The sequence below is a fragment of the Cupriavidus necator genome, assembly GCF_013141915.1.
Classification (GTDB): Bacteria; Pseudomonadota; Gammaproteobacteria; order Burkholderiales; family Burkholderiaceae; genus Cupriavidus; species Cupriavidus necator_B.
In genome coordinates this window covers 426272-451918 of the sequence record NZ_SROX01000001.1, presented here as the reverse complement: position 1 = coordinate 451918, position 25647 = coordinate 426272, and the positions used below count along the sequence as shown (strand labels likewise).

Here is a 25647-nt window from a genome sequence, read left to right as displayed (position 1 = left end):
GCAACCGACGGCGCCTGCCCGCAACACAGTCCCGCCCCGGCCGATCCCGAACGGAGCCGGCCCGGGCGGGCGTAGCCGTTTTGTCATATTGGGCCGCTAGACTGCGCGGTCGTCCGGCCGGTCCGGACGTTTCCCCCAACTCCGTGCGGATAACCATGCTAGGCGACCTGCTGATGACCTTTTTCGAAGTGGCGCGCCAGGGCAGCATCACCATGGCGGCCCGGCAGCTGCGCGTGAGCCAGCCCACCGTCACCGGGCGCATCCGCCAGCTGGAGGAAAGCTACGGCGTGGAGCTGTTCCACCGCCGCGCCAGCCGCGTCGACCTGAGCGACGTGGGCGTGGCGCTGATGCCGGTGGTCGAGCAGCTGATGCAGCAGGAAGGCAATGCCGACTACCTGCTGCGCAACGCCGGCAACCTGCGCTTTGGCAACCTGCGCATCGGCGCCACCGGGCCGTATTACATCCTGCGCGCGGTGGCGGCGTTCCGGCAGCGCTACCCTGCGATCGACGTGAGCCTGGATATCGGCAATTCGCAGCAGATGCTCGAAGCCCTGTTCGAATACCGCATCGATGCCGCAGTGTCTTCACATCCGGTGGACGATGACCGCCTGGCCTGCATCCGGCTGGCGAGCGACCCGATGGTGCTCGTGACGCATCCCGACCATGCGCTGGCGCGCCTTGCGCAGATCGACCTGCCGCAGTTGCGCGGCAGCCACCTGCTGGTGCGCGAGCATGGCTCGATGACGCGCAAGACCACCGAAACCGCGCTGGCCGCGTGCGGGCTGGAGTTGCCGCCACATACCGTGATCGGTAGCCGCGAGGCCATCTACGAGGCGATCCGCCAGGGTCTGGGCGCCAGCGTGGTGCCGCTGGGCGAGGTGCCGCGCGACCCGCTGCTGCGCGTGGTGCCGTTTGCGTCGGGTGCGCCGGTCTTGCACGAATACCTGTACTGCCTGCAAAGCCGCCGGCAAACGCATCTGGTCGGCGCCTTCCTGGACTGCGTGGCGCTGGATGACCCGGCCACCACGGCCCATGCTGCCTGAAGCGCGCGCTGGTGAAAGCGCGTCTGGGCTTGCGGCCTTGATGGCGCCGATGCCGGCATCGGAAAACTTCAGTCCTTCATCACCGCGCGGTCACCGCGCCGCGCCAAGCTTGGCGGTTTCGCCTTCGGAGCCCTCCTGCATGCCTGCCGCACCTCGCGTTGCCCTGTTCGACCTCGACCACACCCTGCTGCCGCTGGACAGCGAGTATGAATGGGCGCGCTACCTCGTCGCCGTGGGCGGCGCCGATGCCGCCGAGATCGACGCGCACAACGCGCGCTGGCTGGCCGCCTACCAGGCCGGTCGCCTGGACTTCGCCGCCCATGCGCGCTTTGCGCTGGGGCTGCTGGCGCGCCATCCGCGCCAGCGCCTTACGCAATGGCGCGCGGAGTTCATGCGCGACGTGATCGTGCCCGTCATCCCGCCCGCCACGCGCGACCTGCTGGCCCGCCATCTCGGCGCCGGCGACCTGTGCTGCATCGTGACCGCCACCTGCCGCTTCATCACCGAACCGATCGCACGCGAGCTGGGCGTGCCGCACCTGCTGGCGGTGGAGGCCGAGCATGACGTGCACGGCGAGTTCACCGGCGCGCTGGCCGGGGTGCCCGCCTATGGACCGGGCAAGGTACTGCGCGTGCTGGCCTGGCTCGATACGCTTGGGCTTGCGCACACGGCGCTGGCCAACGCCACCTTCTACAGCGACTCGCGCAACGACCTGCCCCTGCTGGAAAGCGTCGGCCATCCCGTCGCCGTCAATCCGGACCCGACCTTGCTGGATGCGGCCGGGGCGCGTGGCTGGCCCGTCATGCAGCTGTTCGCGGCGCCCGGCATGCCGGGCGCCTGAACCCATGCACGCGCGCGCCGGCTTTCCTGAATATGACCAGTTGCTGACCTTGCTGGATGCCGGCAGCCACGTGCTCGATACGCGAGTGGTGTGCGAGACCACGGTGCAGGGCCGCCGCTTTGGCGTGCATGTCGCCACGCTCGGCAGCCGCGACCCGGGCGCGCCGGCCATCGGCATCTTCGGCGGCATCCACGGGCTCGAGCGCATCGGCACGCAACTGGTGCTGGATTACCTGCGCGCGGTGCTGTGCCGCCTCGCCTGGGATGAACTGCTGCACCGCGAACTGCAGTCAGTGCGGCTGGTATTCATGCCCATCGTCAATCCCGGCGGCATGTGGGCCGGCACGCGCGCCAATCCCAACGGCATCGACCTGATGCGCAACGGCCCGCAGGATGCCGACGCCCCCGTGCCTTTTCTGGCCGGCGGGCAGCGCATCGGCGCCTGGCTGCCCTGGTACCGCGGCGCCGCCGGCGCGCCGATGGAGGCCGAAAGCAGCGCCTTGCTGCGCGTGGTCCAGCAGGAACTGCTGCCGCGCCCGCTCAGCTTTGCGGTGGACTGCCATTCCGGCTACGGCTGGCGCGACAGCATCTGGTTTCCGTACGCGCGCACGCGCCGGCCGATGGCCCACCTGCCGGAGATGTACCTGCTCAAGACCCTGTTCGAGCAGGCCCACCCGCACCATGGCTACACCTTTGAACCGCAGAGCCATCAGTACCTGCTGCATGGCGACTTGTGGGACCATGCCTATGACCTGGCCCCGCGCGGCAACCTGTTCCTGCCGATGACGCTGGAGCTGGGCTCATGGCTGTGGATCAAGAAAAACCCGCGCCAGCTGTTCTCGCGCGAGGGCATCTTCAACCCGATCAAGGCGCACCGCACCGCGCGCGTGCTGCGCCGGCACGTCAGCCTGTTCGACTTCCTCGGCCGTGTCGCCTTTGCCTCGGACCGCTGGCTGCCGCGCGGTGCACAGCGCGACGAACTGCTGCAGCAGGCACGCGCGCACTGGCACACGGAGCCGCCATGAGCCGATGGGTATTCTTGCGGGGACTGACGCGCGAAGCGCGCCACTGGGGAACACTGCCGGCGCAGTGGGAGGGGGCCGGGCTGGGACGTCCACTGTTGCCGGACTTGCCCGGCAATGGCGCGCTGTCGGCGCAGCCGGCGCCGTGGAGCGTGCGGGAGATGGTCACCACGATGCGGCGCCAGCTGGCGGCCGCCGGTGTGCCGGGACCTTACCGTGTGCTGGCCATGTCGCTGGGTGCGATGGCCGCCACCGAGTGGGCCAGCACCTGTCCGGGAGAAGTCAGTGGCCTGGTGCTGGTCAATACCAGCATGCGCCCCTTCTGCACGCCGACGCAGCGCCTGCGCCCGCGCAACTGGGCCAGCCTGCTGCGCATGGCACGGCACTGGCAGGATCGCGCCTATTGCGAGCGGACCATCCACGCCATCACCTGCGCGCGTACCGACACGCTGGCCAGCGACCTTGCGCACTGGCAGGCCATCGCGGCGGACGCTCCGGTCAGGCGCCAGGCGGCGCTGGCGCAGTTGCTTGCCGCTGCGCGCTACTGCGCGCCCGCGGAGCCACCGCGTTGTCCGGTATTGCTGCTGGCCTCCGCGGCGGACCGACTGGTCAACCCGGCCTGCTCGGCGCGCATTGCGCAGGCCTGGGAAGTGCCCTTGCAGATGCACCACTGGGCCGGTCATGACCTGCCGCACGACGATCCGCAGTGGCTATGCGATGCGGTCGCACGCGCCGCATCACGCTTCGGCTAGCGCCGCCTCTACCGGCATGGCGCTGGCCAGCAGCGCCGCCGCGGCATCGACTCGTTCCCACGTACCGAACAGCCGCGCACTGGTCAACCCATTCTGCAGCGCGCCGAATATCACCTGTGCCAACTGTTGCGGCGGCAGCGGAAACGGCGCCGCGCCCCGCGCGGCTGCCTGTTCAAGCAGGCGCGCCAGCCACTGCTCGTTAAGGCGGGTGAAGTCCTGCATCGCGACGCGCACGGCCTCAGGCATGGCCAGCACGTCGGCGGACAACATGCCCACCACGCAGGCCTGGTCGGCGCAGGCGCCGCCGCGCAGCGGCTCGAGGTATCGCCGCGCCTGCTCGGCGCACGGCAGGGTGGTATCGATGGCCTGCAGCCGTGCCCGCTTGCGCGCGCTGTATTCGCGCACCGCTTCGAGCACCAGGTCGTCCTTGGATGGGAAGTAGTAATGGATGCTCGAGGTCTTGACGCCGACCAGTTCGGCCAGGTCGCGGTAGCTGAAGCCATTGAATCCCCTGCGGCGTATCAGCACCAGCGCGTGTTCGACCAGTTGCTCGCGTACGGTTGGGGTGTTCATGGCATCCACTCCTCGGCTTGCCGCCGCGCCATTCAGGCCGGCAGCGTTTGTGCGATCAGCGTGATGAGCGACCCGCTTGCAAGGCAAAGGCCTACCCATCCGCCCAGGATCAGCGCAGTGTCACGCCAACGCATGATCAACTCCTGAAGCGGGGCCGCACCGTGGCGGCCCTGTGGTTTTCGATGGCCGGCGCGTGGCCGGCCGGCTGTCAGGCGATGGCGCCGTCGGTATAGGGGTCGGCCTTGCCCACGCGAGCACCGTCCGTGTACGGGTCGAAGCTGCGGGCCGGCTCGGCCGATACGCCGCTGCGGTCCAGGCCGGCTACCGTGCGGGCCCCATCGGTGTACGGGTCGAACTTGCCAACGCGGGCGCCGTCGGTGAACGGGTCGGCCTGGCCGCTGCGGTAGTTGTAGCCGTAGCTGTCGGCCGGCACCGTGGCCGCGACCGTGCGCGCGCCGTCGGTGTACGGGTCAATCTTGCCGACACGTGCGCCTTCGGTGAAGGGGTCGAACTTGCCGCTGCGCGCGCCTTCCGTGAACGTGTCGAACTTCCCGGTGCGGGCACCGTCGGTAAAGGCATCGGCCTTGCCGACGCGATAGCTGTAGCCGTACTTGTCCCCGGCGTTGTCCTGCACGCTGGCCGCCTGCGCCACACCGCCGACAAGCGCGGCGGCAAGGGTGGCGGCGGTGATCAGGGTCTTGGTGGTCTTGGTCATGATGGGCTCCTGGGGCGATGGTTCGGTATCGCGTCAATTCGGTTGTTCGAGCAGCCTCTTCTTTGATTCCGCATCTATCAGTAGATAGATGGACGGTCTCAAAAAAATGACCGCTGCCGGTCGTGCAATGGGATCGCCAGTGCCGCCTGGTGTTGCTGGTTGCTGACGGTGCTGCGCTTCCATGGACTGAATACTATCTACTACTAGGTAGACAGTCAAGGAAAAACTTTTCTATGGTCCCGATAGCGATCCTCGATGACGCGTCAAGTCGTTGTTTTCAAATGGTTTTCAAGACTGCGCCCGCTAACCATGCGTACATAAAAAAACCGTCATGCGGCTTGCACCCCATGACGGCTTCCGACGCGCTACGGATAGCGCGCGCAAATTTAACCGGCTACGGCGGCCATCAGCGTATCGGCAGCGGCCTCGACACGGTCCGACGTGCCGAACAGCCGTGCCGCAATCAGCCCGCTCTGCAGCGAGCCGAACACCACTTGGGCCAGCCGCGCCGGCGGCACCGGGAACGGCGTGCTGCGGTGTGGCTGGGCGCGCTCCAGCAGCCCGGCCAGCCATTGCTCGTTCAGCAGGTAGAAGCCCTTCAGCATCTTGTGCACGGTCTCGGGCAGGCACAGCGTCTCGGTCGACAGCATGCCGCACAGGCAGATCTGGTCCGAGCCGCAGCTGGCGCGGAATGGCGCCAGGTAGATAGCCGCCTGCTCGGTGACCGGCAAGCTGGTGTCGATGGCATTGATGCGCTCGGCCAGGCGGGCGCTGTATTCCTTCACCGCTTCCTGGACTAGGTCTTCCTTGGTCGGAAAGTAATAGTGGATGCTGGAGGTCTTCACGCCGACCAGCTCCGCCAGGTCGCGGTAGCTGAAGCCATTGAAGCCGCGCCGGCGGATCAGGATCAGGGTGTGCTCGAGCAACTGCTCGCGTACGGATTGAGTCTTCATGCGATCAGTTTATCTACGCGAAGATAGACGCTCAAGTTGAAATGCCCCGAGGCTGGGGTAATTCCCTAGCCTCGGGGCACTGTGCACAACATGGGGTTAGCCAGGCAGGACCTGCGCGGCGAAGGTGATCATCGAGCCACTCGTCACGCAGAGTACCAGCCATCCGCCAAGCAACAGGATGCTGTCACGCAAACTCATGATGGACTCCATCGGACAGCGGCCACCGGCCGCCATCGTAAAGTGTGGGCCGCCGGCCAGCGCCGGCAGCAATCAGGCGAGGGCGCCGTCGGTATAGGGGTCGGCCTTGCCGACGCGCGCGCCGTCCGTGTACGGGTCGAAGCTGCGGGCCGGCTCGGCGGAGATGCCGGTGCGGTCCAGGCCAGCCACGGTGCGGAAGCCGTCGGTGTAAGGGTCGGTCTTGCCGACGCGTGCGCCTTCGGTGAACGGGTCGAACTTGCCAACGCGGGCGCCTTCCGTGAACGGGTCGAACTTGCCAACGCGGGCGCCTTCCGTGAACGGGTCGAACTTGCCGGTACGGGCACCGTCGGTAAAGGCATCGGCCTTGCCGACGCGATAGCTGTAGCCGTACTTGTCCCCGGCGTTGTCCTGCACGCTGGCCGCCTGCGCCACACCGCCGACGAGCGCGGCGGCAAGGGTGGCGGCGGTGATCAGGGTCTTGGTGGTCTTGGTCATGATGGGCTCCTGGGGTGCGATGGTTCGGATCGCGTCAATTCGGTATCAGTAGCTATTCGGGGGTCGCTTTTCAGGCTCGCATCTACTAGTAGATAGATTTGCGGGCCTGAAAAAATGACCGTCTAGGTCATGCCATGGAATCGCCACATCTTGGTGCCTTTCGCTGTCGCTGGACAGTGCAGCGGTGCCATGGAGTGAATGCTATCTACTGGTAGGTAGATAGTCAAGGAAAAAGATATCTATCGGAGCGATAGCGGGGATATCCGACAAGCAGAAGCGCATTCAAATGAACCGTTCTTCACTCGCCGTCCACTGCCTGCTAGCCTGAAGAGAATCCTTTCCCGGCGCCATCCATGAGCCTTGACCCCAGCCACCCTCCTCGCCCGGCCCGTCACCGCTGGTTGGCCGCGGCCGCGGGCATGGCCGTGGCGGCCGGTGTGGCGCGGCATCTGCTGTTTCGTGCGCTGGAGCGCAAAGCGTTTGTCACGCCGAAGGATGAGACAAGCAACGCGGGCACCCCTGACAATTCCACCCCTACGGTGCGCCACGCCACCTTCGCCAGCGGGGACCGCACCCTGCACGCGGCCTTCATGCCGGTGGCTAGCTCCGAAGCGCCGGCACTGATGGTGTGCCATGGCGACAACGAATGCGTGCCGGACTGGGCGCCGGTGCAGGCCATGCTGGCCGATGCGGGGATCGCTTCCTACGTGTTCGATTACAGCGGCTATGGGCGCAGCACCGGACGGCCAAGCGTGCGCCGGCTGCGGCAGGATGCACTGGCTGCCTACGGGCAGTTCATCGCCGCCACCCCGCAATCGAAACGGCGCGTGGTGCTGGGACATTCGTTGGGCTCGGGCATCCTGCTTGACGTGGCGCGGCGTTTCGCTCCGCAGCCGGATGGCTATGTCATTGCCGCAGGCTTCAGCTCGGCGCGGCTGGCCGCGGTGCAAACTGGCCGTATCCCCGCATGGGCCGCGTGGCTGCTGCCGGATCCGTGGAACAACGCGGCGCGCGCAAGCAAGCTGGAACGGCCGCTGCTGGTAGTACACAGCCGTGACGACGTGGTCATCGTGCCGCCCCATGCTGAGCGCGTTGCAAGCGCTGCCAGGCATCTGCATGCGCTGGTCATGCACGATGCCATGCCGCACGATGCGGCCATACTGCCCGAGCATATCGACACGTTCTGGCCGCCGATCCTGCGCTTCATGCATGCTCAGGCGACCAGCGCGCAAGCGCCGTCGCAGCAAGCGCGCGATGCCGGCAGCATCATGGCCGATTAATCTAACGTAGAGTCCGGCAAGCGGCAATCATCCTTGTGGGCGAGGCGCCACGGCCAAGTGTCCGAGGGACGCGTTATCGATTTCTTGTCTATATTTGTCCTCATGGCGAAAGCACGCAAACTCGCTGTTGACAGCACTGGAGGTACTGCCATGCGTTGGCTTGCAAACTTGTTCAGTCCACCGACCCCGGAAAAAATCGCCGAAAGGGAACTGCAAGACATGAGGCTGACGCTATTCCAGGCCGAACGGCGCTTGCTCGAGGCACAGATGCAGGTGGCCTACTACCGCGACATGGTGGCGTTCCTGGAGGATGTCGCGGCCAAGGGCGTGGAAGACGTGGTCGACAAGCGCCGCGCCACGCCTCCGGCGATCCCCGAGCTGCCGGCGCGCACGCCGGGCCTGACCACGGTGCCGATCGTTCCGTCCGCGGCCTGACGCGGGTCCATGCCGGGGCAGCATGCGGTAAAGGCAGGCCCCGGACCTGTGCGATACTCGCGCTGCCTGACGCCCGCATGGCGCAGGCAGACCCTCCACAGGAACCGGCCCCATGAGCGAACTGCTGCCCGCGATCGAAATTGAAACCGCGCCCAATCCCGGCTGCGCCGTCATCTGGATGCACGGACTGGGCGCCGATGGCAGTGACTTCGCCCCGGTGGTGCCGGAGTTGCGGCTGCCGGCCTCGCCCGGCGTGCGCTTTATCTTTCCGCATGCCCCGGCGATTCCGGTGACCTGCAATGGTGGCTATGTCATGCCAGCCTGGTATGACATCGTGTCCCTTGATCAGGCAGGCCGACGCGCCGACGAGGCCGGCATCCGCGCTTCCTGCGATGCCATTCGCGCCCTGATCGCACGAGAGAACGCGCGCGGCATCCCGAGCGGGCGCATTGTGCTGGCAGGCTTTTCGCAAGGCGGCGCCATTGCCTACACGACGGGACTGACCCACGCCGAGCCGCTGGCCGGTATCGTCGCGCTATCCACGTACATGCCCGCACCGTCGACGCTCGCTGCCGAAGCCAGCGCGGCCAACGCGGCTACGCCGGTGTTTGCCGCCCATGGCACGCAAGACGAAGTGGTGCCGCTGGCCCTCGGCGTGGCCGCACGTGATTTCGTGCAGGCGCGGACAAATCCGGTGACCTGGCACACCTATCCGATGGGCCATTCGGTCTGCCTGGAAGAGATTGCCGCTATCGGCGCCTGGCTAGCTTCGCGCTTTGCGCAGGCCGGCACCGCCTCCGCCTGATCCCCTTCGTCAAGTCCACGGCCGGCCTGCTGCGCCGGCCCGCACCAAGCCGCAAGCATGACCCTCGCCCCACCCCGCCGGATCGATTTCAATACCCGCAAGGCGCTGCTGTTCGCGCTGGCCGCGGAACGCCTGTCGGCCTACTACGAACACCGCAAGTGGCTGACCGACGCCCAGGGCGCCACGCTGGCCGGCGAATGGCTATCGCGCTCGAAACTGCAGCTGCCGCTGTCAGAGCGGCGCCTGCTGTCTGAATTGAGCGACCAGTTTGCGCGGCAACTCGCCGAGACCCTGTCGCGCGAGGCCGGCCTGTACGCCGCGCACGAAATGATGGAAGCGCTAGACCCGAACTACCAGTCTGCGTTCGCCTACGACATGCTCGAGGAATGCGAGCGCCTGCTGCACGAGCACGGCGTAACGGAATAAGGGCGGCCGGCGGGCAGCTGCACGCCGGCTGCGTTTGCAAAGGTTGACAATCGCCCGGCGCATGCGCGCTTAAACTGCGCGCACTGATGACGCCCCACTGTCCGCCCCCATGGAACGCAAGCACTGCCTGGCCTGGATTGCGCTGAGCATGATCACAGCAGCCTTGCTGACGCTGCTGTGCCTGATCCTGAACGACCATGCCGAAACGCAGGCCCAGAAGCGGGTCCAGCAAATGGCCGTCCGCGTCAAGCCGGCAGGCGTTGGCCTGATCCAGGCAAATACCCCCGCGCCATCACTGCAACGACTCCAGCCGGCCCAGCACGCCGAGCGGCTGCAGCAGGCCAGCGCCCGCTGAGCCAGGGCCGCGCCCCCGCCCGCAACTTCAGAACGACGACCAGGTAGTTAAGAAGGATTGCGATGCGGGCTGGAGCGCGGGCTCGAGTGTAGACGCGCGCCCTTCCGGCAACTGCAAAGAATTGACAACGCACGGGTCCGCGCCGGCATGCCGCCCGGGCCGGATCATGCCGCCTGCGCGGGCCATGGCAGCCCTGCCAGCGCGGCCAGTGCCTGGTAAGACGTGGCCAGGTGATAGGGAGAGGTCGAGGGCATCTCCGCGCGCACCACGTCGCCCGTCGGCGCCAGGCACTCATGCCAACCCTGCGCAGACAGGAAACGGCTGCGGAACTGCGCGGCCCAGTCTGCCAGCACGGCCAGCGACCGCGCCGAGCCATCCACCGCCAGCGCTCGCGCGAACTCGGTCTGTGCCCAGATGCGCTCGGTGCCGTCGATGCGTGCGCCGCCCGCATCCAGCGCCGCGCAGACACCCAGCGTGCCCGCTGCCACGCCATGCTGCTGCGCGAAGGCAAAGGCGCGGCGCAGGTCGTCCGACAGCGGCAGATCGCCAAACAACGCCGGCCGGCTGGCCACCAGCGAAAACCACTCAAACTGGTGCCCGGGCTCGATGCGGTTGTTCGCGCTGCCTTGCGGCAACTCCGCCACGCAGCCGCTGGCGGGATCGACAAAGCGCTCATGCACCGCCATCGCGATCTCGCGCAGGCGTTCGGCGTACCACTCGTCACCCGTCGCATCCAGCGCGGCCAGGTAGGCCTCGGTGAGGTGCATGATGGGGTTCTGCAGCACGCCGGCGCCCTTGGGCCGGAACTGTTCGGTCAGCGCGGCGTGGTACAGGCCCTGTCCGTCTGCGAAACGGTCCTCGACGATATCGACGGTTTCATCGAGCACCTCCAGGGCATCCGCGTTGCCGCCCCGGGCGTAATAGACGGCGCAGGCGAAGATCACGAAGGCATGGGTGTAGAGGTCGCGCGCGCTGTCGAGCGGCGCGCCGGCCGGATTGACGCTATAGAGCCACGCGCCCTCGCCACTGCTGAAGTAGGCCTGCAGCGAGCCGAACAGCGTATCGGCGTGCGCCTGGTGGCCGGCCAGCGAGAACACGTACAACTGGCGCGCACAGGCCATGGCGCGATAGCGCGACGGCGGCAGCGGCGCGGCGCTGCCGCCGTCGAGCGCTTCATAGGGCAGCAACAAGTCTGGATTCCAGCCGGAGGCGGTCCACAGCGGCAACACGACGGCATCGTAGTGCGCCGTCAGCGCGGCGACCCGTTGGTTGAACTCGGGCGAAAGAGGCATATTCAGGCGAAGATCCAGCGCGGCGATTGCCGCAAAGGCCGTATCTTGCCACGGCGCGTCCGAAATCCCCCATGGCAATTGCGGCGCGCTGTTGCTAGCATCAATGCGCCTACCTGCGAACGGGAGAGACCCATGTCGACTTTGCCTCTCACGCTGACCGACGACCACCGTACCCTGCTGCTCCATGTCCTGGAGGACGCACCGGGCCAGTTCACCTGGCGCATCGTCATGGAGGAACGCTGCGGCGCCGCCGACGAGGACTGCACGGTCGCGGCAACGGACACCTACAGGTCTTATGCGGAGGCCGAAGCCGCGTGCTGGGCCGCTGGCAATGGCATCCTGAACGGCCCTCGCGCCGCAGGCGAACTGCGCGTCACCTGAACCCGCAAAAAATAGCGCGATTCACTTGCACTACGCGCCGCGTAACCTAGTCTGAAAGCGTGGCAGTGGCAACGCGGGCGATGCATTGCCCGCGCTTCTTCATTCCGGCCACGTCCCGGGCAAGCGCTGCTGCCCGGTGCGCTTTTATGCCACCTGCCTGCCATCTTCCTGGCCTCTACTGACCTGGTCGCCATGCCGCCCCAAGAAATGGGTACGGTGCCAAGGCCGCAGGAGCATGCAATGGACAAGCCGGTCGTCACGCCCCAGCGCTTCGTTGAACTGATGAACGAACGCCTTACCAAGCACCCCCTGTTCCGCGAGGGCATGCGGGTCTATGCCATTCCGCAGCACAGCGACCATCCACGCAGTCTGGTCTGCGTGGGGCCGCGCGGCACCGAATGTGTATGCGCCACCATTGAAAGCATCGTACGCGGCGAATGCGAGGTGTTCCCCGACATCGGACCGGACTGGCACCAACCGCCCAGAACGAGAACGCCGCCCGAGGTACGGGTGCGCTGAACGGACGCGGCGCCGGGATGGCGCCGCTTGCATCTCAGACGTCGATCGCCGAATCTGACTTCACCTTGCGGCGCAGTTCGAATTTCTGGATCTTGCCGGTGGAGGTCTTGGGCAAGGGGCCGAAGTAGACCGCCTTGGGCACCTTGAACCCCGCCAGCAGCGTGCGGCAATGCGCAATCAGTTCCTCCGCGCTGACGCTGGCCCCGTCCTTCAGTTCGACAAAGGCGCACGGCGTCTCGCCCCACTTGGCATCGGGCTGGGCCACCACCGCAGCGGCGAGCACGGCAGGATGCCGGTAGAGCGCGTCTTCCACTTCCACGCTCGAGATGTTCTCGCCGCCGGAAATGATGATGTCCTTGCTGCGGTCCTTGATCTTGATATAGCCGTCGGGCATGCACACGCCCAGGTCGCCGGTATGGAACCAGCCGCCGGCGAAGGCTTCGCGCGTGGCCTTCTCGTTCTTGAGGTAGCCCTTCATGCAGATGTTGCCGCGGAACATGATTTCGCCAATGGTCTCGCCATCGGCCGGTACCGGCTGCATGGAATCGGGATCGAGCACCGCCACCTGCGATTGCAGATGGTAGCGCACGCCCTGGCGGGCCTTCTTGACCGCACGGTCCTGCTCGGACAGGGTGTTCCAGTCGTCCTGCTCGGCGCAGACCGCGGCCGGGCCGTAGACCTCGGTCAGACCGTAGACGTGGGTCAGTTCGAATCCCATGGCCTCCATCTGCGCCAGCACCGCGGCCGGCGGCGGCGCGCCGGCCACCATGCCGCGCACCGGCCCGCGCACGCCCTCGCGCCACGCCGCGGGCGCATTGACCAGCGCGGTATGCACGATCGGCGCGGCGCAGTAGTGCGTCACGCCCTCTTCGCGCATCAGGTCGAACACCAGCTTGGGCTCGAACTTGCGCAGGCACACATTGACGCCCGCGCGCGCCGCCACCGTCCACGGGAAGCACCACCCGTTGCAGTGGAACATCGGCAGCGTCCACAGGTAGACCGGATGCTTGGGCAGGTCCCATTCCAGGATATTGGACACGGCATTGATGGCCGCGCCGCGGTGATGGTAGACCACGCCCTTGGGGTCGCCGGTGGTGCCCGAGGTGTAGTTCAGCGCGATCGCATCCCACTCGTCGGCGGGCATTTGCCAGGCGTACGCCGGATCGCCGCCGGCGAGGAAGGCTTCGTAGTCGGTATCGCCGAACGGTGCTTCCTGCGGACCCAGCATGTCATGCACGGCAATGACCTTCAGGCCGGGGAGCTCCTGCGCCATCTGCTTCGCGACGTCGGCAAACTCGGTATCGGCCAGCAGCACGCGCGCCTCGCCATGGCGCAGCATGAAGAGCAGGTTGGCGGCGTCAAGGCGGATATTCAGTGCATTGAGCACGGCACCGGCCATCGGCACGCCGAAATGCGCTTCCACCATGGCGGGCGTATTGGGCAGCAGCGCGGCCACGGTATCGCCCTTGCCGATGCCGGCGCGTGCCAGCGCGCTGGCCAGGCGCCGCGCGCGCGCGCAGGTGTCGCGCCAGTTCTGGCGCAGCGGGCCATGCACGATGGCCAGGCGGTCGCCGTACACCTCGGCGGCGCGGACCAGGAAATCAATGGGCGTAAGCGGCACGAAATTGGCCGCGTTGCGGGCCAGGCCGCTGTCGAAATCGGTGGGCATTGCTTGTGTCTCCGCCTTATCGGGGTCATCCCGGGTCATTCGGGGCGCTGTCATTGGGGCGCCTTGCGGCGCTGTCACTTTTTCTGGCACAAGGCTATCATCGCACACGCCGGCGCACTGTCGTCGAGACGACAAACCTGCCGCAAACCCGCGCCAGGCAAGGCTTACACGATTCTTACAGGATGCGGCGCGATGCGCCCGTCCAGGCCATGAGCGAACCCGCAGACTCCACTTCCCTCCCCGTCCCGGCTTGTGCCGCGGTGCTGGCCGGCCATGCCTGGTACGGCGCGCTCGCGCCGGCGCATCAGGCCCTTGCCGCGCGCGAAACCCTGCTGCAGTCCTTTGTCGCGGGCAGCTTCATCGCGCGGCGCGGCGAGCCCTCGCGCCACTGGATCGGCGTGGACAGCGGCCTGATCAAGCTGGCGGTGTACACGCCCGACGGCCGCGGCTGCACCTTCTCGGGCGTGCCGGCCGGCGGCTGGTGCGGCGAAGGCAGCGTGATCAAGCGCGAAGACCGCCGCTATGACGTGATTGCGATCCGCGACGCGCAGGTGCTGCTGGTGCCTGAGCCGGTGTTCAACACACTGCTGGCCCAGAGCCTGCCGTTCGCCAGCTTTGTCGTGCGCCAGCTGAACGAGCGCATGGGCCAGTTCATCGCCACCGTGCAGAACGACCGGCTGCTGGGGGCGGATGCGCGCGTGGCGCAAGCCATCGCCCAGCTGTTCCATCCGGACCTGTATCCGCGCACCAGTCCGGTACTGGAGCTGTCGCAGGAAGAAATCGGCCTGCTCACGGGGCTCTCGCGCCAGCGCGTCAACCAGGCGCTGCGCCGACTCGCCGATGCGGGCATGGTGCACTTGTCGTACCAAAGCATCCGCGTGACCGACCTGCCACGGCTGCGCCACTTCGGGATGTCGGACCTGTAACGCCGCAGGCGCCGGCGGCTGCGCTGGCTTCGAACGCGAGGTCCGCGGCCTTGCGCTGGCCACCGAATCCTGCGACAGTTACCCGCCGCAACGCCGCCAGCTTCCGGGTCGTCCTCCGCATGCCGCTTGTCAGCCGTCACCACGTCCGCTTTGCCCGCCTGCGCTTTCCCTTTGCCGTCCATGTGCAAGCCCTGCACGGCACGGCCAGCCTGCGCGACGCCAACGCGCGGCGCGAAGTGCGGCCCGGCGATCCGTTCGTGGTGCACGCCTTCGCCCACTTTGACTGCGACCTGCCCGGCACCTGGCAGCAACCCTGCGCCGTCGTCCTGACTGCCGTACCGGACAGCGCATGCCCGCGCCTGGCCGGCAAGCCCGCCGAGCGCCCGTGGTCGCGCCAGTTTGCCGGCCTGGTCTTTGCCCGCCCCGAGACCGACTGGAACGCCGAACGCCTGGCCGCGCAATGGCAAGTGCCGGCGCGCCTGGTCCGTGCGCGGCTCTTTGCCGAAGGCGAAGCGCTGCATCCGCTGCTGCGCGAGCAACGTGCCGCCCTGGCGCTGCATGCGCTGGCCAGCGCCGGCGGCCCGGTGCCCGCGCTGGACCACCTGGCCGCACAGGCAGGCCTGCGGTCCGCCAGCGCCCTGGCACGCGGGTGGCACGACTGGTTCGGCATCGAGGCCATGCGGCTGCTCGAAGATTGCCGCGCGGGTGGCCGCGCGCTTGCATCGCGGCCAACGTGGCCGGGGCTCGCCCAGGCGGCAGCCTGACTCCTTTCTTCCCTCGGCGGCAAGCCATCCCCCACGCCTCGCGCACTTTGTCAATCACCTCAACGCGGGTTGGGCAGGTTGAGGCGTTTCAAGCAAAATCGCGCCCGCAGAGCGGGTCAGCCGCCCTGTGGGCGGGGTCCTGCATGAGCCAGTGTTCCACCACGCAGCGCCCTGCCATAACAAGAAACCACAGAAAACAATACAGGGATGAAAACAAAACATCTGTTCTTGACGGGTCTGGCGGCGGCCGTACTGACGGCCTGCGGCGGCGGCGGCGGCGGAGACTCGACGCCTACCACGGCGCCCGCTGCCACGAAGATCAGCGGCACCGCGGCCGTGGGTGCCGCGTTGGGGGGTGCCACTGTCCAGGCCAAGTGCGCATCGGGCAGCGGCACGGCCACCACCGCCGCCGACGGTACCTTCGCGCTCAGCATCGAAGGTGCCACGCGCCCGTGCGTGCTCAGCGTCAAGACGCCTGACGGCACCACGCTGCATTCGGTGGTCGAGGCCGGCACCGGCACCACGGCGGTGGCCAATATCACCCCGCTGACTGAACTGGTGACCGCCTCGCTGGCGCAGGGCAGCACCACGGCCTTCTTCGATCAGTTCGACGCCAGCGCGCAGGCCAAGCTGACTTCCAATGGCCTGGCCAGCGCCACGGAGGCGGTGCGACTGGTGCTGACCGGCGTGGTCGACCTGACCAGCGTCGACCCGCTCAAGGATCCGCTGGTGGCCGCCAATGGCGCCAACGCCGGCAATGCGCAGGACAAGCTGCTGGACCAGTTGGGCGATCGCCTGGAGGCGTCAAAGACGACGCTGGGCGAGTTGTCTTCCGCGGTGGCATCCAATGCCGACGCGGCGGCGGTCCAGACTGCGCTGCAGCCGGCAGCGTCGAGCTGCGCGGGGCTGAAGACGGGCAAATACCATGTGATCGGACTGGGCTCCGCGGCAGCGGAAGCCGGCGACCTCGACGCGGCCGCGCTGAAGCTGCAGATCGGCAACGAGACCATTCCCTTCACCGCCAATACCAACGAGGCGTGCCGCTTCACCGTGCCGGGCGCGAACGGTGCCACCAACACCGTGCTGGTCGCCAAGTCCGGCATCGCCCTGGCAGTGCCGCCGGCAGGAGCCCTGACCGACCTGCCGACCTTGCTGATGCCCGCACAGGCCGTTGCCCTGGCCGACCTCGCAGGCGACTGGAACGGTCTCGGCATGGAGCGCGACAACAACGCATCGCCGTACGCATCGCGTCGCGTGACCTTCAGCATCGATGCAGCGGGCAAGCTGACCAAGGGTGCCGACTGTTCCGGCGTCAATACCTGTGCAGCATGGCTGCCGGAGGAACTGCCGACGATCAGCGCCAACGCCGACGGCAGCTTCAAGATCGTCGACGGCTTCGGCTCCCAGCTTGCCTATGCATTCAAGGGCACCGACGGCCAGGTGACGGTTGTCATCACCCACGATGATGGCTTCATGCTCGCCACCAAGCAGGTGGTACGTCCCGTGCCAGTGGTGGGTGCGACCAACTCGTACTGGGACACGGTAATGTTTGGCGGCCTGGTGCCCAGGCTGGAAAACGCCGGCACCTGGTCGACCATCGTGACTGTGGTGGATGCCCAGACGGGCAGCTACACGCGCAAGCGCGTGGAAGACGGCCGCCTGGACAGCTGGAAGGTTAACAGCCCGGCCAACGGCCTGCGCTACCGTGCCGCCACCAGCATGGCTTCCGAGATGATCTCGCTGGTCCCGGGGAATATCGGCCTGAGCTGGGGGATCGCCGTGAATGGATCGTACTACGATATCTCGGTGAACCGCCCGTAACCGCCGCGCGAGGCGCAGGCCCGGGCGGCTTGCGCCCGGGCGTGTCAAGCCGGTGCCGCCATGCGGTGCCGGCTTTTTTCTTTTACGCCGGCACCTGACGGGGTTCAGCAAAAAAATACCCACAGCCGGGTGGTAGTGGGTAGCAAAAGTGGTGCGGGCACGTCGCGGAACTGCCCACGGCTCGCATCTTTGCATCGACTGTCCAGGTCGCCAATAATCTTTCCGGACTAGTGGCGTCCCCACACCGGTTGCATGGACAAGCGCCCGCGATTCTTGTCCAATGGATCGCCCTTCGCACCGGCCCCTTCGATGCCCGACGCCCGACTGCTGCTGATCGACGACCATACCCTGTTCCGCACGGGCTTGCGCCTGGTGCTGGCCGACAGCCCCAGTGTGGCGCATATCATCGAGGCCGGTTCGGTCATGCAGGCAGTGCAGGACCACGGCGGCGCGTCGGTCGACATCGTGCTGCTCGATATCCAGATGCCCGGCCTGAACGGCATCGAAGGCGTCAAGGTGCTGCGCCGGCACTTTCCCGCGGCGCGCATCGTGATCGTGTCGGGCACGTCCGGACTGGAAGTCATTCCGCCCGAGGTCCGGCGCGAGATTGCAGGCTTCCTGCCAAAGTCCGCCGACGCGCGCGAGATCGAGGAAGCGATTGCGTGCTGCCTGGCCGGAGGCTCGCATTTTTCCGGCGAGGCGGATGCCGGGGCACCGTCCCAGGCGTCCTACGCGGCCAGCACGCTCACGCCGCGCCAGCTGGAGGTGCTGCATCAACTGACGCTGGGCCGATCGAACAAGGTCATTGCCTACCATATGGGCCTGTCGGAAAACACTGTGCGCGTCCATGTGGCGGCCATCCTTGATCATCTGGGCGTGGTCAGCCGCGTAGAAGCCATCCTCGAAGCCCAGCGACGCGGCCTGGTGCAGGCGGCGCGATGACAGCGCAGACAACAGACCCGGCCGCTGCGGCACGCCCGCGGCTGCGCTGGCTGCCGCGCTACGATGCGCCGCGGCTGCTGGCCGCGCAGATGAGCCTGATCGACCAGAGCTTCGGCATCGCGATGGTGGGCTGTTCGCTGGCGGCGGTTATCCTGGCCGCCGGCCTGATGCTGATTGGCGATCGTCCCGGCGCCCTGCCATGGGCTTGCGCAATGGTGGCGGCATGCGCGATGGCGTACTTCGGACGCCTGCGGCTGCCCGGCCGGCTGACCGAAGCCGGCGCGGCGCGCTATGCGCACGGCATGACCGCCATGCTGGCGCTGATCGGCGCCCTGTGGGGACTGGTCGCATGGCTATACCTGGATGTGCGCCTGCCTGCGGTGGTGATCTGCATCCTGTCGCTGATTGCCGGCATGAGCGCGGCGGCGCTCGCGGTGTTCTCGGCATGCCTGCCGGTGGCGATCGCTTTCTTCCTGCCGGCGATCGTGCCGGTATGGGTGGTGTTCCTTGCCACCGGCGATGTCGAATACCTGCCGATGTTCCTCGGCACGCCACTGTACCTGTGCGTGCTGATGGTGTTCGCGCGCAACTATGCGCGCGTGGCGCGGCAGTCGATTGCGCTGCGCTTCGAAAATGTGGAACTGATCTCGCAACTGCGTGAGCAAACCGCACGCGCCGAAGCCGCGCAGCATGCAGCCGAGGATGCCAGCCGGGCCAAATCGGTGTTCCTGGCATCGGCCAGCCATGACCTGCGCCAGCCGCTGCACGCGATGGGCCTGTTCCTGGTATCGCTTGGCCGCACTTCGCTGGATGATCGCCAGCGCCAGTTGCTGGCGCATATCGAAGCGTCGTCCGGCGCCGCGCGCGAGATGCTGAACTCGCTGCTCGACTTTTCCAAACTCGAAGCCGGCGTGGTCACGCCACGCGCGCGCCCATTCCGCCTGCAACCGCTGCTGCGCAAGATGGAAAACGAGTTCGCGCCGCAGGCCGAAGCGCGCGGGCTGGTGTACCGCACGCGCGATACCACCGCCACGCTGCATGGCGACCCCACGCTGGTCGAACTGGTGCTGCGCAACCTGATCGCCAACGCCATCCGCTATACACAGCGGGGTGGCGTGCTGGTGGCCTGCCGCCAGCGCGGCGCGCGTGCGGCCATCGAAGTCTGGGACACCGGCATCGGCATCCCCGCGGCGCAGCACCGCGACATCTTTCGCGAATTCCACCAGCTCGGCAATCCGGAGCGCGACCAGCGCAAGGGGCTTGGACTGGGGCTGGCCATTGTCGACGGGCTGGCCCGTACGATGCAGACGCGGGTGACACTGGTCTCGCGCCCCGGACGTGGCTCAGTGTTCCGCTTCGACATGCCGCAAGCCTGGGACGTGCCGGAAGACACCCCGCGCCCGCTGCCCGCCCACTCGCTCGATGGACTGCGGGTGCTGGTGATCGACGATGACGAGGCCATCCGCGGCGCCATGTCCGAACTGCTGTCGGCATGGCGCTGCGAATGCCGCACGGCTGAATCCGAAGAGCAAGCCCTGGCGGCGCTGGCCGCGTTCACGCCGGGGCTGGTGCTGGCGGATTACCGCCTGCGCGGACACCGCACCGGCCAGCAGGCGCTGGATGCGATCCGGCAACAGATGGGCCGACATGTACCGGCCATCATCATCACTGGGGACACCGCCGCGGACCGCCTGCGCACCGCGCACGCGACCGGCACCGCACTGCTGCACAAGCCCGTGGTGCCGCAAGAGTTGCAGGCGGCCATCGACACCCTGCTGCGCGAGGCCGCGACGCAGGGGAAAGGCGCTCCGGACCGCCAGGCGGCGGTGGCGAAATGAACCGCGCCCGGTCACACCGGGCCGGGCCTGTCAGCCGCCCGAATGCAGCGGCGACAGCGAATAGGCCAGCACCAGTCCCGCAACGATTGCCGGGGATCCCAGGCGGATCGCCGTGCTGCGGGAAAGCACGCCGAGATAGACATACAAACACACCAGCACCATCGCAGTCACATACAGCAGGCTGTCATAGACTTGCATGGACGTCTCCCTTGCCATTGTTCTTATTGCTTTACTTCGGTGGGCTGACGACGGGGCGAATGCGTGGGGTGTTGCGGAACTGCGTGGGGGCGCTCCGTCGCCAGCATGCTATGGCTGTCTCTTGAAAGGATAGTCACCACTTCGACGGAGCGTGGCAATCATGGAAATCCCTTTGCGGCGCTGCACCAGTCGCGGTGCAGCGTCCGTGATCATGTCTTGATACATTGGCCGCGGCCCCAAGCCGGGCGGCGCAGCGGGCAGTCTCAATCCGCGGGCAGCATCTCGGGGTTCCAGGCGATTTCCCACAGATGCCCGTCGGGATCGTGGAAATAGCCGGCGTAGCCGCCCCAGAACGTGTCCTGCGCCGGCTTGACCACGCTGGCGCCCGCGGCCAGCGCCTGCGCCATCACCGCATCCACCTCCGCCTTGTCGCTGACGTTGTGGGCCAGCGAAAAATCGGTCTGCGCGCGCGGCGTCACTTGCAGCCCGGCGTCATGCGCCAGGCTGGCCCGCGGCCACACCGCCAGCTTCAGGCCGGCCTGCAGGTCGAAGAAGGCCACCGCGCCGTGCTCGAACTGCTCGCCCACAATGCCCGCGGTAGGCAGGCCTAAGCCGTCGCGATAAAAGCGCAGCGCACGCGGCAGGTCATCGACACCCAGCGTGATCAACGTAATCCGTGGCTTCATGGCAGTACCTCACTTGTCGCTCACTTGTCGACCAGGCAGCCTAGCGCTGCCCGAAGGCCGCGCCGGCGAACAGGTCCTTCAGCTCGCGCGGCTGCGACCGCCAGTATTGCTTGGGCGCCTGCACGCTGGCACCCAGCCGCGCCGCGGCATGCCACGGCCAGCGCGGGTCGTACAGCATGGCCCGGGCCAGCGACACCGCGTCGGCCTCCTGGTTGGCGATGATGGCCTCGGCCTGCTCGGGCTCCGTGATCAGGCCTACCGCGATGGTCGGCAAGCCGACCTCGGCCTTCACGCGCTGCGCGTAGGGTACCTGGTAGCCCGGTCCCAGCTTGATGGCCTGCTGCGGCGACACGCCGCCGGTCGTCACATGGATCGCCGCGCAGCCGCGCGCCTTCAGCGCCTTCGATAGCGCCACCGTTCCTTCGATATCCCATCCGCCCGGCACCCAGTCCGTTGCCGAGATGCGCATCCACACCGGCCGCTGCGCAGGGAACGCCTCGCGCACCGCATCGAACACCTCGATCGGGAAGCGCATGCGGTTTTCCAGGCTGCCGCCGTATTCGTCGTCGCGATGGTTGGCCAGCGGTGACAGGAACTGATGCAGCAGGTAGCCGTGCGCGGCATGGATCTCGATCCCGTCGAGCCCCAGCCGCGCCGCGCGCTTTGCTGCGGCGACGAAGTCATCGCGCACCTTGTCCATGCCGGCACGATCGAGCGCGACGGGTGCGACTTCTGTCGCGCCATGCGGCACCGCCGAAGGCGCCACCGCATGCCAGCCACCGGGCGCATCCGGCGCGATCTGCTGGCCGCCATCCCATGGCGCCTGGCTCGACGCCTTGCGGCCGGCGTGTCCGAGCTGGATCGCAATGGCAATCGGCGAATGCGCGCGCATCGCGTGGATCACGCGGCCCAGCGCCACCTCGTTATCGTCGGAATACAAGCCCAGGTCTTGCGGCGTGATACGCCCTTCCGCTGAGACCGCCGTGGCCTCGACGATCAGCATGCCCGCGCCCGACAGCGCCAGCGAACCCAGATGGATCATGTGCCAGTCGCCGGCATTGCCGTCCTGCGCGGAATACTGGCACATCGGCGCGATGGTGATGCGGTTGGCGATTGTGAGATTGCCGATGGCTAGCGGCTCGAACAAATGGCTCATGCGTGATGCTCCTTGCAAGGAATCTTGCTGCCCCTCGGGGCCCGAACTCCGGATTCTAGGCCGATGCCGGATTTGCTGCCGGCCGCCGCTCAGCGCCCCGTGCGCCGCTCCGCAAGCGATCCCACAGCCAAGGCCAGCGCCACCGCCACCGCGCCACAGCCGAAGATCAGTGCGTAGTTCTCGTGCGAATGCGCAAACATCCATGCATAGCCATAGCCCGCCAGCGCCTGGAACAGTGCAAAGGCACTGGTGGCATGACTCCACGCCGCACGCTGCGCCGCCGGATCGTGCGGCAGCAGTTCCTGGATTCTGCCCAGGCCCAGCGGCGCAATGCCTGGCGTAAACGCGCCAAGCACCACCGCGCCCACGCCGAGCGCCACCGGATGGCCGGACAGCGCCAGCACCGCCGTGGCCAGTCCCTGCAACAGCAGCGCGCCCCGGTACGTGGCTCCAAAGCCGAGCCGGTCCCCGGCAAGGCCGCATGCCATCGGCCCCGCAATCGCGCCGATGCCATACAGCACCCAGTAAGACGCCCCCACACTGCTGCCACGGCCCAGGCCGCGCGCGACCATATCGACCAACAGCATCATCGCCGGCACCAGCCCGATGGCATTGATGGCGTACTGGGCGTAAAGCACGCGCAGCCTGCGGCGCGTGGCGGGCGCGATCGGCATTGACGGGTTCGGCGTCGTGCCCGTGCTGCCCGCGAGCTGCGGCAACTGTCCTGGCCAGCCGAACCAGCTCAATGCCGTCAATACCAGCGCCAGCGCCCCCAATCCCAGCCACGTTTCACGCAAGCCGAACTGCAGCAGGCGCGGCACCAGCGTGCCGGATGCGGCAATGCCCAGGCCAAGGCCCACAAAGATCGTGCCCATCGCCAGGCCGCGGCGCGGCGCGGGGATATGCGGCAGGATCGACGTCGCCACCAGCACCATGATCCCGCCGCCGGCCACGCCCGAAATAAAGCGCCACGCAAAGAACCACGCCACCGACAGCGGCCACGCGCAGGCAAAGAACGCCACCGTGGCCGCCAGCATCAGCGCGCGCAGTACCGCCCGGTTCGACCAGACCGACACCAGCGGTCGCCCCAGCAAGGCCCCGGCGAGATAGCCGGCGAAATTGGCTGCGCCCAGTGCCACCGTTTGCCCCGCGGGAAACCAGTGCGCCTGAATCAGCGGCGGCACCAGCGCGGTATAGGCAAAGCGCGCAAGACCGATCGCCACCAGGCTGGCACAAAGACCGGAGAAAGCCGCGTAGAGGTCGCGCAGGCTTAGCGGTGCCGCGGCGATGGCACATGGCCGCGGCGCAGAGAGAGGTCGGGACATCGTGTTCTCCAGTGTCCGCTTGCCTTGCAGCAGGCAAGACGGGGCCACCGGCCCCGGAGACATGGGGCCGAAAAAAGAATGCAGCTCACCCGCACGTGGCCCGGGCCGCGTGCATGGCGTCTACGGATGAAAAATCAGGGAAAAAAAGGGGTTGGAAAAGCTCAGCCGGAGTCGGAGGTCAATGGCGGCAAGCCCAGCAACGCCAGCGTCGGCCGCACCCCGCCCTCCAGCAGTTCGCGCTGCGGCGCGACGCGCGCCAGCACGCGCACGCCAAGCAGAACGGCAAGCAATTGCGCCGAAACATCGTCTGCCGACAGGCCGTTATCCACCTCTCCGGCTTGCTGTGCAGCGGTGAACTGGCGGCGGAAGAAATCACGGATCTCCGCGAAGGCGCTGGCCACCGTCTGTTGCAGGTCAGTGGCGTCGGGCGTGACCTCCAGCGCCGTGTTCACCAGCAGGCAACCACGGTGCAGCGGATCGGCCAGGGACCGCTCGATACTCTCGGAGAAATAAGCGGTGATGGCCCCTGCTGGAGGCAAGGTTGCCTCCAGCCGCGCCATGCGCTCCCGCACCGTACCGTCGAGATAGCCATCCAGCGCTGACAGGAACAGCGATCGCTTGTCGCCGAACGCGTTGTAAAGGCTCGGCTGGGTCATGCCCATTGCAGTGGTCAGGTCGCGCGTGGATGTGGCTTCATAGCCGCGCGCCCAGAAGGCGTCCAAGGCGGCGGTGAGGGCAGCCTGTTCGTTGAATTTGCGGGGGCGGGCCATGGTGGATGGTTTTGTATCGATCTGTATGGAATGGGATTATAGATCGATCGATACAAAACACAAGAAATTTGCCGGGTAGGCTTCTCGCTCCGCCCGCTATTGCACGCCCACCAACTCCGGCATAGGCGGCGTCGTCGGCCGCAACCGAATGCTCTTGAGCAAGGCATCCAGTCGTGGGCGTGCCTGCTCATAGGGCGGTGCATCCATCGTTAATTTGGGGTAGGCAGCACGCGCTGCAGACTCCATCGTCACCTCGATGGTCGGCAAGATCTGTGACCCCGCCCAACCGGCATATCCGGTATAAACGTGATAGCCCTCCCGCGGCGGCTGGCCTGGACGCTTGGCTTCCACCATGATGCCGCCCTGCTCCGCGGTCAATGCACCGATCTTGGCAGGACGAGGACCCAAACGTTGCTTCACCGTCGTGTTCTCAGGCAGTTGGCTCAGGATGCCGGTTGCCGAGCGGCCAGTTGCATTCAGTATCGTGGTTTCCGATGCCCCACCGCCGGGAATCGAGGCAACACTGAGCGTGTAGATCACTGCCGGGCTGTCGGCAAAGCGGAAGGAGGTGGAGATCTTGTTGCCATAGGTGCCGTCGTCGCGCAGGAAGGCATAGGGCAGGCAGAAGCCTCGGTCCTTGGGGATCTCGTAAAGGTCGCGGGGTTGGAGTTGGCTGATCAGTTTGCGCAGGGCGTTCTCTGCGGCTTGCCATTGAGCTTCGGTCGGCTCTTCGAACTGCGGAATGTCTGCCCTGAGCATCGACTCAAAAGCGACCAAATGATTGCCCAAAATGATAGCGCCCCGTAGGTAAGAAACCCCGCCTCGACGCTGATCATGGCGAAACGCAACGCTGTGGGGACGGCGAAGATCAATCGCTTTTCGGTAATGGTCTGCCTTGAGATCGGCGATGCGCTTCTCCGACTTGGCAATATCCTCTTCGACACTTGCGATCGTATCAGGATCCACATGGTTCGCTCGAAAACGCTCATTCCGCTCTTTCTTCTCCTTTAGTAATCGCTGCAGATTGTCCAATAAAGCAGTATTGCGGCGACTTCTATAGGAAAATACCTCCTCGCGCAACTCAGGTGAAACTGGGCCATAAACTGCGAACGTGGTGCGTAGTTCTTTGGTCTCAATCTCGATGTACCCCTTTCCGGTGCCGTCATTAAAATGCTGGGAAAGTCCCTCGAAAGCTCCCATATCACTGGTCTCAGCTGGAATAGCCCATTCCAATGACATCTTTTCCGGCACATCGATACTTAGCCGCCCGAAGCACTCTATATGGGTACCCACCGGCATGACATGACTTGTGGCCATGGCCTTCAATCGATCTTCACGACTTGGGTTCGGTACCTCGACACGATTGCCGAAACGATCAGTACCCATCGTGGTCTTGGGTTCATGCACCTGTCCGCTTTGCCCGCACGCAGCCGTTGTCATGGCCGCAATGCACACGAGGCCAAAATGC

General features: G+C 66.6%; 28 protein-coding genes. 16 read left to right on the top strand and 12 right to left on the bottom strand.

Features of this window, described 5'->3' with window-relative positions; genetic code table 11:
* The first annotated feature begins 155 nt into the window (after positions 1 to 155).
* The 4 genes from E5S69_RS02085 to E5S69_RS02070 all read left to right on the top strand — a co-directional run bounded on the left by E5S69_RS02085 (position 156) and on the right by E5S69_RS02070 (position 3657).
* A complete protein-coding gene (locus E5S69_RS02085) occupies positions 156 to 1043 on the top strand; it encodes a LysR substrate-binding domain-containing protein (protein ID WP_171513349.1) in 888 nt (295 codons plus the stop codon).
* A gap of 139 nt (positions 1044 to 1182) precedes the next feature.
* A complete protein-coding gene (locus tag E5S69_RS02080) occupies positions 1183 to 1884 on the top strand; it encodes an HAD family hydrolase (protein WP_171513348.1) in 702 nt (233 codons plus the stop codon).
* A 4-nt stretch (positions 1885 to 1888) separates the two neighbouring features.
* Positions 1889 to 2908, top strand: a complete 1020-nt coding sequence (locus tag E5S69_RS02075; RefSeq protein ID WP_171513347.1) for a M14 family zinc carboxypeptidase — start codon at positions 1889 to 1891, stop codon at positions 2906 to 2908.
* Entirely contained in the window at positions 2905 to 3657 is a 753-nt protein-coding gene (locus tag E5S69_RS02070) for an alpha/beta fold hydrolase (RefSeq protein ID WP_171513346.1), read from the top strand. The genes E5S69_RS02075 and E5S69_RS02070 overlap by 4 nt, the downstream gene beginning before the upstream one ends.
* Here E5S69_RS02070 and E5S69_RS02065 read toward each other — a convergent pair.
* From E5S69_RS02065 to E5S69_RS02050, 4 genes are all read right to left on the bottom strand, one after another.
* The gene (locus tag E5S69_RS02065; RefSeq protein WP_171513345.1) at positions 3643 to 4230 is read right to left on the bottom strand and encodes a TetR/AcrR family transcriptional regulator; all 588 of its coding nucleotides are present in this window, start codon (positions 4228 to 4230) and stop codon (positions 3643 to 3645) included. The two genes, E5S69_RS02070 and E5S69_RS02065, sit on opposite strands and share 15 nt — an antisense overlap.
* Before the next feature lie 208 nt (positions 4231 to 4438).
* Positions 4439 to 4945 carry a copper resistance protein CopQ gene (locus E5S69_RS02060; protein ID WP_171513344.1) on the bottom strand — a complete coding sequence of 169 codons (507 nt, stop codon included), beginning with the start codon at positions 4943 to 4945 and terminating at the stop codon, positions 4439 to 4441.
* Between the two features lie 386 nt (positions 4946 to 5331).
* Positions 5332 to 5898, bottom strand: coding sequence for a TetR/AcrR family transcriptional regulator (locus tag E5S69_RS02055; RefSeq protein WP_171513343.1), 567 nt, complete (start codon positions 5896 to 5898; stop codon positions 5332 to 5334).
* Positions 5899 to 6168: 270 nt separating this feature from the next.
* Positions 6169 to 6591 carry a hypothetical protein gene (locus E5S69_RS02050; RefSeq protein WP_171513342.1) on the bottom strand — a complete coding sequence of 141 codons (423 nt, stop codon included), beginning with the start codon at positions 6589 to 6591 and terminating at the stop codon, positions 6169 to 6171.
* Positions 6592 to 6944: 353 nt separating this feature from the next.
* On the opposite strand from E5S69_RS02050, the gene E5S69_RS02045 reads away from it, so the two are divergent.
* The 5 genes from E5S69_RS02045 (at position 6945) to E5S69_RS02025 (ending at position 9892) form a co-directional block, all read left to right on the top strand.
* On the top strand, positions 6945 to 7871 hold the full coding sequence (locus tag E5S69_RS02045) for an alpha/beta hydrolase (protein ID WP_171513341.1): 927 nt from the start codon (positions 6945 to 6947) through the stop codon (positions 7869 to 7871).
* Between the two features lie 150 nt (positions 7872 to 8021).
* Positions 8022 to 8306, top strand: a complete 285-nt coding sequence (locus E5S69_RS02040; protein ID WP_171513340.1) for a hypothetical protein — start codon at positions 8022 to 8024, stop codon at positions 8304 to 8306.
* Between the two features lie 112 nt (positions 8307 to 8418).
* The gene (locus E5S69_RS02035; RefSeq protein WP_171513339.1) at positions 8419 to 9111 is read left to right on the top strand and encodes an alpha/beta hydrolase; all 693 of its coding nucleotides are present in this window, start codon (positions 8419 to 8421) and stop codon (positions 9109 to 9111) included.
* A gap of 57 nt (positions 9112 to 9168) precedes the next feature.
* Positions 9169 to 9537: a hypothetical protein gene (locus E5S69_RS02030; protein WP_171513338.1), complete on the top strand. Its 369-nt coding sequence runs from the start codon at positions 9169 to 9171 to the stop codon at positions 9535 to 9537.
* Positions 9538 to 9646: 109 nt separating this feature from the next.
* The gene (locus tag E5S69_RS02025; RefSeq protein WP_171513337.1) at positions 9647 to 9892 is read left to right on the top strand and encodes a hypothetical protein; all 246 of its coding nucleotides are present in this window, start codon (positions 9647 to 9649) and stop codon (positions 9890 to 9892) included.
* A 164-nt stretch (positions 9893 to 10056) separates the two neighbouring features.
* Here the strand turns inward: E5S69_RS02025 and E5S69_RS02020 are convergent, their stop codons facing one another.
* A complete protein-coding gene (locus tag E5S69_RS02020) occupies positions 10057 to 11184 on the bottom strand; it encodes an AGE family epimerase/isomerase (protein WP_171513336.1) in 1128 nt (375 codons plus the stop codon).
* Between the two features lie 132 nt (positions 11185 to 11316).
* Between E5S69_RS02020 and E5S69_RS02015 the strand changes: the two genes are divergently transcribed.
* Complete coding sequence (locus E5S69_RS02015; RefSeq protein ID WP_171513335.1) at positions 11317 to 11565, top strand: hypothetical protein; 249 nt, start codon at positions 11317 to 11319, stop codon at positions 11563 to 11565.
* Positions 11566 to 11805: 240 nt separating this feature from the next.
* A complete protein-coding gene (locus E5S69_RS02010) occupies positions 11806 to 12084 on the top strand; it encodes a hypothetical protein (protein WP_171513334.1) in 279 nt (92 codons plus the stop codon).
* Positions 12085 to 12118: 34 nt separating this feature from the next.
* Here the strand turns inward: E5S69_RS02010 and E5S69_RS02005 are convergent, their stop codons facing one another.
* Positions 12119 to 13753: an acyl-CoA synthetase gene (locus E5S69_RS02005; protein WP_171513333.1), complete on the bottom strand. Its 1635-nt coding sequence runs from the start codon at positions 13751 to 13753 to the stop codon at positions 12119 to 12121.
* Between the two features lie 209 nt (positions 13754 to 13962).
* Between E5S69_RS02005 and E5S69_RS02000 the strand changes: the two genes are divergently transcribed.
* The 5 genes from E5S69_RS02000 (at position 13963) to E5S69_RS01980 (ending at position 20044) form a co-directional block, all read left to right on the top strand.
* Positions 13963 to 14679 (top strand): Crp/Fnr family transcriptional regulator, encoded by a 717-nt coding sequence (locus E5S69_RS02000; protein ID WP_171513332.1) that lies wholly within the window; start codon positions 13963 to 13965, stop codon positions 14677 to 14679.
* Between the two features lie 119 nt (positions 14680 to 14798).
* On the top strand, positions 14799 to 15443 hold the full coding sequence (locus tag E5S69_RS01995; RefSeq protein ID WP_171513331.1) for an AraC family transcriptional regulator: 645 nt from the start codon (positions 14799 to 14801) through the stop codon (positions 15441 to 15443).
* Positions 15444 to 15650: 207 nt separating this feature from the next.
* A complete protein-coding gene (locus E5S69_RS01990) occupies positions 15651 to 17264 on the top strand; it encodes a hypothetical protein (RefSeq protein ID WP_171513330.1) in 1614 nt (537 codons plus the stop codon).
* A gap of 309 nt (positions 17265 to 17573) precedes the next feature.
* Complete coding sequence (locus E5S69_RS01985) at positions 17574 to 18206, top strand: response regulator transcription factor (RefSeq protein WP_171513329.1); 633 nt, start codon at positions 17574 to 17576, stop codon at positions 18204 to 18206.
* Positions 18203 to 20044, top strand: coding sequence for an ATP-binding response regulator (locus E5S69_RS01980; protein ID WP_171513328.1), 1842 nt, complete (start codon positions 18203 to 18205; stop codon positions 20042 to 20044). Before E5S69_RS01985 ends, E5S69_RS01980 begins: the two co-directional genes overlap by 4 nt.
* A gap of 30 nt (positions 20045 to 20074) precedes the next feature.
* Here E5S69_RS01980 and E5S69_RS01975 read toward each other — a convergent pair whose 3' ends face one another.
* The 6 genes from E5S69_RS01975 to E5S69_RS01950 form a co-directional block, all read right to left on the bottom strand.
* On the bottom strand, positions 20075 to 20242 hold the full coding sequence (locus tag E5S69_RS01975; RefSeq protein WP_010812488.1) for a hypothetical protein: 168 nt from the start codon (positions 20240 to 20242) through the stop codon (positions 20075 to 20077).
* 263 nt (positions 20243 to 20505) lie between these two features.
* Positions 20506 to 20928 (bottom strand): VOC family protein, encoded by a 423-nt coding sequence (locus E5S69_RS01970; protein WP_171513327.1) that lies wholly within the window; start codon positions 20926 to 20928, stop codon positions 20506 to 20508.
* 40 nt (positions 20929 to 20968) lie between these two features.
* On the bottom strand, positions 20969 to 22084 hold the full coding sequence (locus E5S69_RS01965; RefSeq protein WP_171513326.1) for an NADH:flavin oxidoreductase/NADH oxidase: 1116 nt from the start codon (positions 22082 to 22084) through the stop codon (positions 20969 to 20971).
* 89 nt (positions 22085 to 22173) lie between these two features.
* Positions 22174 to 23409: a YbfB/YjiJ family MFS transporter gene (locus tag E5S69_RS01960; protein ID WP_171513325.1), complete on the bottom strand. Its 1236-nt coding sequence runs from the start codon at positions 23407 to 23409 to the stop codon at positions 22174 to 22176.
* Between the two features lie 161 nt (positions 23410 to 23570).
* Complete coding sequence (locus tag E5S69_RS01955; protein ID WP_171513324.1) at positions 23571 to 24179, bottom strand: TetR/AcrR family transcriptional regulator; 609 nt, start codon at positions 24177 to 24179, stop codon at positions 23571 to 23573.
* A 96-nt stretch (positions 24180 to 24275) separates the two neighbouring features.
* Positions 24276 to 25619, bottom strand: coding sequence for a T6SS immunity protein Tli4 family protein (locus E5S69_RS01950; protein WP_171513323.1), 1344 nt, complete (start codon positions 25617 to 25619; stop codon positions 24276 to 24278).
* Positions 25620 to 25647 lie beyond the last annotated feature (28 nt).